This is a genomic window from Candidatus Omnitrophota bacterium, assembly GCA_030688425.1.
Classification (GTDB): Bacteria; Omnitrophota; Gorgyraeia; order Zapsychrales; family JANLHA01; genus JAUYIB01.
The window spans coordinates 828,387-840,629 of sequence record JAUYIB010000012.1; the positions used below are offsets into that span (position 1 = coordinate 828,387).

Consider the following 12,243-nt stretch of genomic DNA (forward strand, 5'->3'; position numbering starts at 1 on the left):
TAATTATATCCCCCAGGCATGTACCTATATTGGCGTGCGGACCCCATGATATATTTTCATTTGGGCGGCGATCTTTTTATTACGTCGAATAAGGAGGCAATTCCTGCATGTGTGGAAATCCCTAAATGTATCGCCTGTCAATGCTGAGATACGCACGCGTAAGTATGCCTCCGATTCCCAAACATCCTTAAAAGATGTCTCATAGGCATTCCCAATCGTCAACTCGTCCGTGTAACAGCAAACTTTCACATCTCCGTTAAGTCTTATCGCGCTATCAAACCACCCATGGTAGCATGGCGACCATTTATCGACAACAGTGTTTTCTGCATGCAATTTTATATGTTGATTATGTTTGCTGACTTTAAACGCCGCCTTACGCACAAAATCGGCCCCAAGCTTAAAAGCAAGTTTCTCTGTTCTCAAGAAACCCTTCGCATTCAAGCTGGTCTCGACGAAAACTACTTCAATTCTAAAGTCCGGATTAAACTGAGGCCTTAGCCTCGCTAATTCCCTGATATTTTTTATGACCCTTAAAAAAGGGCCATTGCCCGTCAACTCTTGGTAAGGGGTCCGGCCCCCTTCCCCCAGATTAATTATTATGCCATCGGCCATCAAGATATCTCGACAACGTCCCAATGGGAACGTCCCGTTGGAAAAAAAGACCACTGACATCGGACACTGCTGAAGATAACGCAACATTGTATAAAAATGCGGATTTAGCGTCGGCTCGCCATCGCCCGACAGAAAGATTTTATCGACTTGCAAATCAATGCAATCGTGGACAACTTTGGCAAATCGATCAAGCGGCAAATGAATTGTACCGCTTGGGCTCTGGGCACTGCCAGGGGCGTGAAACTGACAAAACTTGCAGGCGAGGTTACACCGGTTCGTCAAGAAGAGCACGACCTGGGCAGGGCCAATCAATGCTTGCCCAGCCTCAACACCTTTTAATCGCAACACCAATCTACGCCTTAGTTCGCGCTGATCAAGAAACATCTTGTCCCCTCTTCCATCTCAAGCGGCAACTCTTCCAGATGACATTTTAAGTTTTTTCTGAGCCGCGCGCGCGGACAACTTTCTCATTAAGGAACTTGTTGACCGGAACATAACTGCAATGCCGGCATTCCCGCCATTTGGAGGAACAGGCGTGAATTCCTGCGGACGCCTCCCTGAGCGTGTTATGCAGGTAGTCATTATCAAACCAAATGGCTTTGTAACGGCGCTCATTGACATTCCCTGCGACACAGACACCGACACCATCACACGGAGCAACAACCTGCCCGTTCTCATCAATATAACTATAAAACCATCCTACCTGGCAATGGACTTTTTCCCCTCCGGTCGCGTCATAGACAAGCAGACGGTCATTATTCATGGGCGTCGGCTTTAGCGCGACGATATTTTCAAGCTGGTGACCATGGACAACAATATTTCTTAAATTTTCAAGATTGTGTTCAAATGTGTACCCGACTCCCAGCGCGGTTTCAACAATCTCGCGTAGCGCCGATAGCGAATCATTTGAAAACACCAACTCTTTCATCTCTTCAGTTGCCTTAAAAAACCGAATGTAGACCCTGTCAACCCCGCGCTGCTGGGCAAGGTCCAGGAAGGCGGGCATTTCCTTATAATTGTGATCATACACAATGAATGTCAGCACAATCTTGGGTTTCCCATATTTGCGCCTGGAAACCAACAGCCTGTCCAAGTGCTTTAGCAAATTTTCCAGTGATCCGCTTGCCTTTCCGTGAATACGCCGGTATGACTCTTCAGTCATAGCGGATAGATTCACGATCAAACGGTCCGCCAAGCAGAGGTATTGCAAATGCTTCGAGTCAAAATCGAGATGACTGTAAGCTCTTAATTTCATTCCCAGCTCCTTCACCTTGCGGAAAGCCTGCTCCGCAAAAGGATAAAGGACGATCTCCCCTCCCTCAAGATTGATTTCATCAACGCCGATCTCATGGCAATCTTCAATCACACCCTCAAGCACTTTGTAATCGAGCATGACTCGTTTCGGCGGGGACGAGATTAGCGGAGAAAAATACCAACAAAATGCACATTTGCGGTCGCATGCCTGAATGGCATGAATATTCACAGATTTAGGCCCGATCAAGGGCCGTCCCAGCAACGCGCTTTTTGCCCGTAACATGTCCCTAACTTGGGGATCCAAGGATTTCAGCGTTTCAACATTAACCATAAGTCATTCTCTCCAGAGATTGGAAAATAGAATCACCCGCCATTCTTTCTTGCTCCGTAACGCCCCAATAAGCTTAAAAAACCGTATCAGTTCCTTTCGGGATAGAGCTGTTGAGAAATCCGTATGATGCGTCACTATGCCGGACACCGGTCTGCGAACCATGTCCTTGATAAGCATTTCAACCATATCCGCAGCGTTATGAACAGAACACAATCCGTCCCTCTCATATCGGCTAAAAGAAATCTTCGCCGGCAATTCGATCAACCGGTTCTTCCCTTCTCTTCTGCGGTTTCCAGCGGAGAAAGCCCAAAAACCCTCCGCCTGAAGCACCCGCAATGTCCGCTCATCATACCCGTGAAACGGCGGAACGAACGCGGGGGTAAAACGATCCCCGAACGCCTGCCGCATAAGCCTCGCCCCCTGCCGAATGTCCTCCCGCTGGGATTTCAAAGACCGGGAGATCCCGAATTCATATTTTATTCCCGCGCGGGGAGAATGGTTCAAATGCCTCCAGCCATGCTGAACGATATCCAACAAGCGCGGTGTTTTTTCTTTGGCGCGGCGCAGGAAACGGACCAGCCCCTTGTCCATTTTGCCCGGGATGACGGCATAAACAACCGGGACGGCATGGTCTCTGGCCAGATCAAAGAAAAAACGAAAGCTTTTATCCAGCGTCCAAACATCGTCATCCCGGATAAAAATGTGCCGCCCCATGGATTCATGTTCCTATTTTTTGAAAAAACCGCTATACTACACCTTAACATTGAAAAATAGAAAAATGCGCGTCCTACTCCATTATACCCATAAACAAACCCTGGGACACACCACCCGGAGCATCAGCCTTGCCGCCGCGATCTGCCGTCAGGGCGCGGAACTGCTGATCCTTCAGGGGGGCGTGCCCCAACCCTTTGTCCGCTTTCCTCAGGGCTGCCGTGTGGCGGACATCCCTCTTCCCTTCGACACCCGCGCCAGCTTTCAGTCGCACGTTGTTCCCGCATCCGCGGCCCAGCGCTCCCGGTTCATCCTCAAGACAGCGGCGGAATTCGCCCCGGACGTCTTTGTCACCGAGTTCTTTCCATTCGGGCGGCTGTCCTATCTGCCGGAGCTCCTGCCAACACTGCGCACCCTGCGCAAAAAGGGCGTCCGGATCATGTCCAGCATTGGATACCCCCTGCTTGTCGATCTGGACCGGCTGGAAGACAAAAAGTTTACCGCATTGCACCGCGCCGTGTTCGCTTTCTTTGACGCCTTTCTCATCCACACCCCGCCCGAGCTCGAGACCCGATACATCCAGGACAGCATCCAATCCGCCGCCCTGTCCCGCGCATACGCCGCTTTTATGAAAAAGCTGAAAAAAAGAACTGTTTATACCGGATATATTGTTCCCGAAAAGATTATCGCCAGTGGCGCAGGATCCCCGACGGAAGAGTTCAACGGGCCCAATGTCATTGTCAGCCGCGGCGGCGGCGCCGTGTATCCCAAGTTGATCACTTCGGCCATTGAGGCCCAGCGCCTTCTCGGTGACAACATCCGCACCGTCATCACCTCCGGCCCGGCCACGTCTCCCAAGGAGAGAGCTCTTTTTCAATCCTGCCTTAAGCCCGAAGACAACGGACGGGTGTTCCTGGCCGACCTGCTCCCGGACCTTGACGATCTTCTGCGCACCTGCCGTGTTTCGGTCAGCCTGTGCGGCTACAATACGTCCGTCCAACTGATGCGCTACGGCACGCCGGCCGTCATCGTCCCCTACCAAAATAAAAATTACGACATGGCGACCAACGACCAGATCGCGCGCGCGCGGTTGCTGCAAGAAAAATTCTCAAGCATCGTCCTCGATCATGACGCCCTGACAGGGCCATCCCTTGCCGATGCGATCAAAGAACAAATGAACCGCCCCCGCCCCGCCCCTGCGCCCGCCGAATGGTTTAGCGGAGCTGATGTTGCGGCGCACCTTGTCGTTCAAGGTACTCCAAATTAAACTTCTTCAAGAACCCGTGATAGGCAAAACAGCCCGGGCAATCCCCCTGCGCGGCGGCATCGGAATGTTTCTTCCTCACGCTGTCTAACTCATCGGGAAGTTTCCCATCCAGCCCCACCTTCCCCGCCGGAGACAGATACAGGCACGGATAAACATCCCGCCGGGACGTGATAAAAAGGGCGCGGGCCGGCGTGGCGCACGCGCGGATGCACTTTCTGCCGCCGGCGAGCAGGACCGTCATGGCTTCAACCAGTTCTCGATTAACACCCGGATAATCGTCCTTCAATATGGCGGCTACCTGTCCGCGGACCTTCTCAACCATTTCCTCTGTCAGAGCGGCCAATGATTCGGCCCCGGGCATGTCGTGGCGGTGATAATAATCAACCACACCGGATTCCATGATCTTGGGGGAAAACCGTGCCTGAAAACGGCGGGCAAGCCGGTACACATCCGCCAGCTCCGCATAATTGACGCGGTTAATCGTGAACTTGAATTCCAGGACAATGTCCTTGCCGAAATTCTCCGAGACCCATTCGACGGTCTTCATCGTCTTCTGATAAGCCCCCGGCCCGCGCAATTGATCATGCGTTTCAGACCCGCCGTCAATGCTGATCCCCATGTGCATCCCGTGCAAAGACGATCCATGGGCCGACAGGACCCGCCGGACCCCTTCAAAATAAGCCGCATTGCTGTAAACGCCGAATCCAACGATCTCCCCGCGCTCGCGGAAGAACGACATGGCTTTCAACAGGCGCCCGCAATTTTTGTTCAAAAACGGCTCCCCGCCGGTGATGGACACGAAATGAACCCTGTAACGCTCCAACAGCTCCCTCATCATCTTCACGACCATTGCCGCGCTCATCTCGTGCCGCTCCTTCTCCGCCCATATCCCGCAATGCTGACAATGGAGCTGGCAATGGTTGGTGATCTCAATGGTGATATCGTTGAGCAGCTGTTTATCCACGGATGTTCGCCTCCGCTGACGCCTCGGCCCGGCGGATGTTCTGGTCATAAAAAGGGCACGTCGCACAGGCCTTATACATTTTCTGGATATGACCGTATTTTCCCAAAAGGCGCATGTTCATCATGCGGGGTGAAAGCCAGATGTCTTTCAAAGACCTCCGGTCCAGTTCGCCGAGATTCATCTCGGGGATCCGGCAGCAGGAGCTGGTATTGCGATTCGACGTTGCGATCAAATAAAACCAGCCGTTCAAACAGGCCGGAGGGGTTCTTTTTTGCTCGCCCTCCGGATCTGCGCCGGGATCATCTGGCAGAGCAATGTCCCGATTATAGGCATGGACATTCATTCTTTTAAAATAAATCTGACGGACGCCAAGCCGGGACGCCAGGTCGCGCATTTGCTGTTTCTGATGAACATTCATCTCATTGACGATATAAACGATCTCGATCAAGAACTCCGGTTTGCCGGCATCGCGCAAGGAGACCAGGCGCTCAATATTGGCCACGACCCGATCGAAAAGATCCTTTCCCTGCACATCGCGATATTGCTGCCGGTCCACGGCGCTCAGATCAACCACCACATGATCGCATTTGATCACATCCGAACAATAATCCAAGGGGAACGTCGCGTTCGTAAACAATTTGACCTTTAACGGTTTATGCTCTATGTGCCGCATCATGTCCCGGAACGACGGATGAAGCGTCGGCTCCCCCGCGCCCGTGATATGGAGCTGGTCCACCTCCAGGTCAACGGCATCTCGGACGATCTCCAGAAATTTCTCCCATGGGAAGAAATGGGCCTTATCAAAATGGGCCGGATTGCCCGGGGCGTGGGTCCAGCAGTACCGGCAGCTGAGATTGCACGAATTGTTGATATCCAAAGCGACAATCTCGGGCCCGATGTCAACTTTCTTATCACGCACCCCGGCAATCCGCTGTAAATACCGGCGCCCCAATTCCACGTCATCAAAAATCATAAAGTGTCCCCGGCTATAAAAATGGGCAATGATCGGTTATTTTCGATTGTCATCTTGTCATTAAGCAACGGCCTGTTTTGCGCCGGGTCGCAGGGGTCTTTTCCCCGGGAAAATAGCCAACGCTGGCTCCTCTTCATTTCTTTATACAAAGGGCACCTGGTGCAAGGGATATCGTCCCTCTCCTTTTCTTTACCCAGCAGCATGGCTCTGGCGTAATTCATCTTTTCGTTATTCAATATCCCGACCAGGTCTTCTTCGAAGGCGTTCCCATAATCGCCCCAATGGTTCTGGCAACAGCCCAGAACCCGGCCGTCCGGATTGATCTGGGGCTGAAGCCACATCTGCGAACAATCCTTCTCGCCCAAATAAATCCTGCCATATGCCTTCCGGTATTCTTCTCTGCTGGCAGCCCGCAACCCCGATATTCTTTTCACCAGATATTTATTCTTGACCGGAGAAAAATCATCCCACGCAAGCTTGACATAAAACTCCATACCGAACTTGAGCGCCATTTTTCTTGCAAGGAGAATCTCGTGCTCATTATGCCCGAACGCAATGAACTGCCAGCGCAGCCTGGGCCACACCGACCGGTATTGAATCTTGAGCTCGTTGATCTTCCGGATATTTTCCATGACCTTCTCAAAATCCCCGCCACGGCGGTAGATCCGATACGTTTCGCGGCTGGCCCCGTCGATCGAACACGTGATAACGCTAAACTGATACTTGACCAACCCCTCGAGCATCTCTTCACTGACCGTGTTCAGATTGACGCCGGTCGCCGCGCTTAAAGTGATCTTTTTCGCATACGCATGCTCCACAATTTTCAGCAGGTCACGGTTCAAAAAAATTTCGCCCTGACTGCTGAGTTCAATATGACGGATCCACGGATTGGCAGCCACGAAATTCTCAAAATCGGCAAACTTGAGCGTCTTGGAGCCCAGGGTTCTGGCTGTCAATCCCGATGTGGTTTTACACGTCGGGCATTTCAACTGGCAAACCGTTGAAGCATCCAAACGTATTTGGGATGGCTTTATTTGCATGCAGCCCCTGCCTTGAGAAAAGACCGGCAACATTCGATAACACTGCGGGCTTTTTCCTGGTTCATGAACGAATACAACGGGAGGTGCAGGGCATCCGAGTTGTACCACCGGCTCACCGGGAACGTCCCTTTTGCGATCCCTTGGAAAACTTCCATCTGGTGAAGCGACAGATAGGGCTTCTGGGCCATGATTCCCTGTTTGGCCAAAAAATCCATAAACTTGTCCCTCCCGTCACAGCAAACCACGAAATTCTGCGGGACGCTTTCCGCACCGGGAGGGTCTTTAAAAATCGTCAGGCCCTCCATAGCGCCGAGCTCCTGCTCATAGAGCTCCTTGATCTTCTGCCGGGAAGCGATGATCTCCTTCAGATGAGCAAATTTGACCTGCAGGGCGATCAGGTCCATGAACGACATCGGGGCGAAGCGCTGTCCCAAATTCAACAGTTCGTTGTCGTCCCGCCAGTCTTCCATCCAATGGCGGACGCGATTGTATTTTTCATCGTTAAAAACAACCATGCCCCCGCCGCCCCCACAGGAAGACAACGGCTTGTAATACGAGAACGAGAACACAGCCATGTCCCCGAAACTGCCCAGCATCCGCCCCTGAAAACGGGAGCTTTCCGCCTGGCAGACATCTTCAATAAAAACGATCTTTTTGTCCCTGCAGATCCGGCCGATGCGCTCCACGCCGCAGGGACGCCCGAACATATGGGCAGCAATAACAGCCCTTGTCTTCTTGGTTATCGCGGCCTCCACCAGGGACGGGTCCATCTGCAGATCCTCCGCCCGCGCGTCCACCGGCACCGGCCTGGCCCCGCAATAAAAGACGGCCAGGGCCACGGCCTGATAGGTCAGGTCAGGGACGACCACTTCATCCCCGGGGCCAACCCCAGCCGCCAACAGGGCCATTTTCAAAGCGTCGCTCCCGGAATTGACGGCCACGGCATGCTCAACACCAATATAAGCGGAAAATTTCATTTCGAAATCCCGGACCATCGGCTTGATGTCGTTGAGGCCGCTCATACCCTTCAGGGCGCGCTCCATTTCCACCGCGTATTCACGCGCCAGGGCCTGCTCGATCAGGACACTTTCATATCTTATGCCTGCCATGCCACCGCTCCCATGATCTTGTGATCAACGGCTTCGATCTGCTCGCAAAGGTCAATGTATCGCCGGACCCTGTCCTCATATTTACGGCCGGGCGGGGTTTGGGCCGCGTAAGACGCGTTGAAATTGCTGATGCTGCGGTAACTGCAGTTCGGATGATCGGCGATGTGCTGTTCCAGGGCCCGGAAATACGGTTTGGCCTGCGGCAGGAATTCCCCGGACGATCCCTGGCTAAAATCCATCAGGTAAAGATGCTCCCGGACCTCCTCGGGGAAAGACAAGAGCAGCCAGTTCGCCAGGATCTTCCCGCTGGGGACAGACAACAGGTCCCACGCCCCCCGGGCGGGCTCGCTGTATCCTCGGCCGATCAAACCCTGCCTTCCCTCTTTCAATTCCCAGGCGCAGGCCCGGCGGTATTGGTCTAAAAAGATATCCGAAGATTCCCGGTCCCAGACTTCAAGAAAGGCCGGATGCACTTCCAATGATCTCAGGCCCATGGCCGCCAGGTACTTCACGTTGTCCAGAAGCTTGGCCACGCCGGAAGGGTGCACCACCATGGTCGCGGTCATCGGCCCTTTGGACCCGATCGCCAGGTTGACTCCCCGGACGATGTCTCTGTAGTAAAACTCGCCGATACCCGGCCTGTTGCGCTGGGTCGTGGCCTCGTCCCCGTCGATCCCGACCTCCAGGTTGACCCCGTGGCGCAGGAAGAACTCCATCAGCGGCTCATTCAGCAGGGTGGCGTTGGTCTGCACGGAAATATACCGGCTCAACTCCTCCCGCCTTATGGCCGCGATCATCTCCTGGAGCCGGTCCGCGTCCATCAATGGCTCGCCCCCGGAAAAAATAAATTCCGCCGGTGCAACGGGGCGGATATAATTGAGAATGTTCTGAAAAGTCTCCGGCGTCATGACCTGCTTCTGGGTCCGGTATTTATAGAAACAATACCCGCAACCCAGATTGCAACGGTCCGTGAAGAACAGCCAGACGTGGTTAACGTGTTTTATCATGTCCGTATTTTTTCAGCCTCAGGGTCAGGTGCGTGCGCGTCAAGAACCGCATGATGTCATTGATCGCCCACGTGTTCATGTATTCCCGGCCCATCATCGTGTTCATCAACTCAAAGCTGTGGCAGACATGCTCGCGGTAAGGCAGAAGGGCGTGCTCCTGGTGCATCTTTTCATAAGCCTCCTGATAATAAGACAGGATCTCCGGCCGGAACTGTCCGGTGGCAGGGTTCCAAAGCGTGAATTCGATCCTTTTTTCCTCGGGCAGGCACAGGAACGCGTCGCCCCCGAAGAGATAGTTCGGCGGATGCAGGCTCAGGTCCATAACCCCCGGGCCGATCCATTTCACGTCCTCATTGGCATACATCACCCGACGGAGCTCGGGGCGGCGCGCCATTGCCAGATAGTTTTCCTTAAACAGGGCGACGCTCTCGGGGGTCCAGGGCATGAAAGCCGCTGGCGTGACATCCACATGGGGAATTCCCAGCTGTCTTAAAAAGCCCAGCCCCTGCTCCATGTGCTGGACTTCTTCAGGGTGGACCGTCATGGTCGAACCGCACTTGATCCCTGCGTCCATGCATTTTTTGATCGTCTCTGTCAGTTTCTGAAAAGATCCCGGCTTCAATCCGCAGCGGTGCTGGTTGGTCGTTTCCGAGGCGCCGTCAATGCCGAACTCGAGACTGACGCCCAGCTCGCGCAACCGGGAGATCGATTCATTGTCGATCAACAGACCGTTGGTCTGAATGTGCAAGGACGTGTCTTTAAAGCGCTGGTGGGCTTCGTTCAAAATTTTAAAGAGATTGTCCTTGGCCAGGAACGCCTCCCCCCCGCTGAAGATCAGCGTGGAAGGGGCTGTTTTTTCTCTCTCGAACAATAAAAAGAGCTGTTCGACCGCGTCCAGGGAGATCTCCCGGCCGTGCATATGCCGGAAAAAGCAGTAGTCGCAGTGCAGATTGCACCGCTCGGTCACATAAATCCAGGTGTAATTGACCCTGAATTTCTTAGCCACTTTTTCTGGCATCAAGGAAGTATTTGATCTTTCCATTGATTGTCCTGGGGATCGCCCCTTCATACATTCTGGCCTCAACACAACGGTCCAGCCCCACCGCTTTCACCACGGCTTCCGGCAAGACCCGAAGCCGCCTGGGGTCGCCGCCGGCCACACTAATGATAAGTTTATCATGATATTGCAGCGGGTGCTTATCTATCACGAAGAAGAACCTCGGGTGGCCCAGGAAGTCGTTGACCGCCCGGATCAACTCCTGTTTCAAGACCACGACCCCGTTCACCAGCAGACTGTCTTCCGTCCTGCTCAATACCTTGAGCCCTAACGCCCCTTTTCGGCGGACAAGTTCCACCCGGTCCCCCACGCGGTAGCGGATAAACGGCATGCTCACGTTGTCCGTGTCCGTCACCAAAAGCGCTCCCGTCCCGGTTTCCGCCACCCGGCCGGAATCGTCCAGCACCTCCAGGATCAGCCCGTCAGCAACGACCCGCATATACTCGTCGTCCGGCCTCAGGGCCACGGCCAGCCCGGAGATCTCCATGGCCCCGTAATGGTCATGAACATCCACCCCCCCCATGCGCTCGATGCGCTTGCGGTACGCGGGCCACAACGGTTCTCCGTTGACCAGGCAGCGGCGGATCGAATGCTTGCGGCCCAACAGGGCAAAAAGGTCAAAGAGCTGGTTCGTGTAGGCGTTGATTATCGCAGGTTTCAACTCGCGGACCAAGCGGGCCGCTTCCAGGACCTTCTCCGGCGTGCTGATGGGGCCCAGAGGAATGACCCCGCATCCGGCCGCCTTGAAGGCCGCCTCCATCAGGCGGCCGCCGCTGTTGAGCTCATACCCGCACAGATTCAGGCACAGCATCCCTTCCTGGACGCCGGCAAGACGGTAGAGCTTGACCAAGCGCCGCAGATGGGCCTCATACGCCCCTCGGGAATGGGCGATCAACATCCGCGAAGAGGTCGATCCCGACGTGGCCGTCACGTTAAAGGCGTCCTTGACCAGCCCTGCCCCGGCATACGCCTGAACATCCTTCCTCCCCGACACCGGGAGGCCCTGAAAATCTTTCCAGGAACGCAGCCGCACCCGGTAACGGCGGTCTTTCCCGGAAAAGGCCCGGAGCAATCGCGAAACTTTTTTTAGGGTGTCCATATTGGCCATGGGGCCTTCCGACGATTCCGGGAGTTCAGGTAATCAGTATCCCCACCTTAATTATTGATGGATCGCTGGATTTGGTTTATCATATATCCAGGTATGATTTTTTCACCTCACGCCTTTATTCCAAAAGAGCAAAATCATGAAGAATGAATACGATATTCTAAATTTTACCGACAAACTGATACTGCATTTTTATAAAAATCGTTACCTCAAAGGGAAGGCCGGCTACCACCCCTTGCCATGGCTGGGGATATCAGAAAGCGAAAGAAAAGAAGGTTGCCATGAACGGCTGAATGCCCTGTTGGAATTTTTAAAAATATCCAGAGTCGGGAACGGCGTTGTCCTTGATGTGGGATGCAACGTTGGTTTTTTTTCCTTATCCTTAAAAGAAAAGGGATTTTGTGTATATGGAGCCGATGAAAACAAGTTTTTTCTTACTGTCGCGGATATCATCGGGCGCTCAATAAAAAAAGGAAATTTCCTTCCAATTAACATATCCGTTGATAAAAAAGTCGTGGAATTCCTACCTCCTGCCGATATTTGTCTTTGTTTATCCATTTGGCACCATTGGGTCAAAAAACAAGGGTTAACAAACGCTACCGCTATTTTAAAATCGCTATTTAAGAAAACCAGAAAAATCTTATTCTTTGAAACCTCAAAACCCAGGGCGATCAATGATTTTTCTGTCAAAAAATACCTAGTAAAAACCTTAAATACAAATCATATCTTTAGACTTGGGGAATCTATCCCCCCAGAAACTTCGCCCCAAAAAGTTGATATCCGGGAGCTCTTTGCCGTCATTAAATGAAAATC

At 53.1% G+C, this 12,243-nt stretch carries 12 protein-coding genes; 3 read left to right on the top strand and 9 right to left on the bottom strand.

The window, feature by feature from the left end:
- Positions 1–24: 24 nt before the first annotated feature.
- Both Q8Q08_05015 and Q8Q08_05020 read right to left on the bottom strand, forming a co-directional pair.
- Positions 25–996, bottom strand: coding sequence for a radical SAM protein (locus Q8Q08_05015; protein MDP2653374.1), 972 nt, complete (start codon positions 994–996; stop codon positions 25–27).
- Positions 997–1,042: 46 nt separating this feature from the next.
- Positions 1,043–2,149 (bottom strand): radical SAM protein, encoded by a 1,107-nt coding sequence (locus tag Q8Q08_05020; GenBank protein MDP2653375.1) that lies wholly within the window; start codon positions 2,147–2,149, stop codon positions 1,043–1,045.
- Between the two features lie 171 nt (positions 2,150–2,320).
- On the opposite strand from Q8Q08_05020, the gene Q8Q08_05025 reads away from it, so the two are divergent.
- Positions 2,321–2,971 (top strand): hypothetical protein, encoded by a 651-nt coding sequence (locus tag Q8Q08_05025; GenBank protein ID MDP2653376.1) that lies wholly within the window; start codon positions 2,321–2,323, stop codon positions 2,969–2,971.
- A 4-nt stretch (positions 2,972–2,975) separates the two neighbouring features.
- Entirely contained in the window at positions 2,976–4,175 is a 1,200-nt protein-coding gene (locus Q8Q08_05030; protein ID MDP2653377.1) for a glycosyltransferase, read from the top strand.
- Here the strand turns inward: Q8Q08_05030 and Q8Q08_05035 are convergent.
- Genes Q8Q08_05035 through Q8Q08_05065 form a run of 7 tightly spaced genes read right to left on the bottom strand, consistent with a single transcriptional unit; the run spans position 4,123 to position 11,433 of the window.
- Positions 4,123–5,139 carry a radical SAM protein gene (locus tag Q8Q08_05035; GenBank protein ID MDP2653378.1) on the bottom strand — a complete coding sequence of 339 codons (1,017 nt, stop codon included), beginning with the start codon at positions 5,137–5,139 and terminating at the stop codon, positions 4,123–4,125. The two genes, Q8Q08_05030 and Q8Q08_05035, sit on opposite strands and share 53 nt — an antisense overlap.
- On the bottom strand, positions 5,132–6,112 hold the full coding sequence (locus Q8Q08_05040; protein ID MDP2653379.1) for a radical SAM protein: 981 nt from the start codon (positions 6,110–6,112) through the stop codon (positions 5,132–5,134). Before Q8Q08_05040 ends, Q8Q08_05035 begins: the two co-directional genes overlap by 8 nt.
- Entirely contained in the window at positions 6,109–7,152 is a 1,044-nt protein-coding gene (locus Q8Q08_05045; GenBank protein MDP2653380.1) for a radical SAM protein, read from the bottom strand. The genes Q8Q08_05040 and Q8Q08_05045 overlap by 4 nt, the downstream gene beginning before the upstream one ends.
- Complete coding sequence (locus Q8Q08_05050) at positions 7,143–8,261, bottom strand: DegT/DnrJ/EryC1/StrS family aminotransferase (GenBank protein ID MDP2653381.1); 1,119 nt, start codon at positions 8,259–8,261, stop codon at positions 7,143–7,145. The genes Q8Q08_05045 and Q8Q08_05050 overlap by 10 nt, the downstream gene beginning before the upstream one ends.
- Positions 8,249–9,268: a radical SAM protein gene (locus tag Q8Q08_05055; GenBank protein MDP2653382.1), complete on the bottom strand. Its 1,020-nt coding sequence runs from the start codon at positions 9,266–9,268 to the stop codon at positions 8,249–8,251. The genes Q8Q08_05050 and Q8Q08_05055 overlap by 13 nt, the downstream gene beginning before the upstream one ends.
- Positions 9,252–10,286, bottom strand: a complete 1,035-nt coding sequence (locus Q8Q08_05060) for a radical SAM protein (protein MDP2653383.1) — start codon at positions 10,284–10,286, stop codon at positions 9,252–9,254. The genes Q8Q08_05055 and Q8Q08_05060 overlap by 17 nt, the downstream gene beginning before the upstream one ends.
- Entirely contained in the window at positions 10,267–11,433 is a 1,167-nt protein-coding gene (locus Q8Q08_05065; protein ID MDP2653384.1) for a hypothetical protein, read from the bottom strand. The genes Q8Q08_05060 and Q8Q08_05065 overlap by 20 nt, the downstream gene beginning before the upstream one ends.
- Positions 11,434–11,569: 136 nt before the next feature.
- Here Q8Q08_05065 and Q8Q08_05070 point away from each other — a divergent pair, with 136 nt between their 5' ends.
- Entirely contained in the window at positions 11,570–12,238 is a 669-nt protein-coding gene (locus Q8Q08_05070; GenBank protein ID MDP2653385.1) for a hypothetical protein, read from the top strand.
- The last annotated feature ends 5 nt before the right edge of the window (positions 12,239–12,243 follow it).

What these genes read in the sequence shown, in the direction of transcription:
- Q8Q08_05015 (MDP2653374.1), bottom strand. Translation starts at nt 996, where the DNA reads ATGTTTCTTGATCAGCGCGAACTAAGGCGTAGATTGGTGTTGCGATTA.
- Q8Q08_05020 (MDP2653375.1), bottom strand. Translation starts at nt 2,149, where the DNA reads ATGTTACGGGCAAAAAGCGCGTTGCTGGGACGGCCCTTGATCGGGCCT.
- Q8Q08_05025 (MDP2653376.1), top strand. Translation starts at nt 2,321, where the DNA reads ATGATGCGTCACTATGCCGGACACCGGTCTGCGAACCATGTCCTTGAT.
- Q8Q08_05030 (MDP2653377.1), top strand. Translation starts at nt 2,976, where the DNA reads ATGCGCGTCCTACTCCATTATACCCATAAACAAACCCTGGGACACACC.
- Q8Q08_05040 (MDP2653379.1), bottom strand. Translation starts at nt 6,112, where the DNA reads ATGATTTTTGATGACGTGGAATTGGGGCGCCGGTATTTACAGCGGATT.
- Q8Q08_05045 (MDP2653380.1), bottom strand. Translation starts at nt 7,152, where the DNA reads ATGCAAATAAAGCCATCCCAAATACGTTTGGATGCTTCAACGGTTTGC.
- Q8Q08_05050 (MDP2653381.1), bottom strand. Translation starts at nt 8,261, where the DNA reads ATGGCAGGCATAAGATATGAAAGTGTCCTGATCGAGCAGGCCCTGGCG.
- Q8Q08_05055 (MDP2653382.1), bottom strand. Translation starts at nt 9,268, where the DNA reads ATGATAAAACACGTTAACCACGTCTGGCTGTTCTTCACGGACCGTTGC.
- Q8Q08_05060 (MDP2653383.1), bottom strand. Translation starts at nt 10,286, where the DNA reads ATGCCAGAAAAAGTGGCTAAGAAATTCAGGGTCAATTACACCTGGATT.
- Q8Q08_05065 (MDP2653384.1), bottom strand. Translation starts at nt 11,433, where the DNA reads ATGGCCAATATGGACACCCTAAAAAAAGTTTCGCGATTGCTCCGGGCC.
- Q8Q08_05070 (MDP2653385.1), top strand. Translation starts at nt 11,570, where the DNA reads ATGAAGAATGAATACGATATTCTAAATTTTACCGACAAACTGATACTG.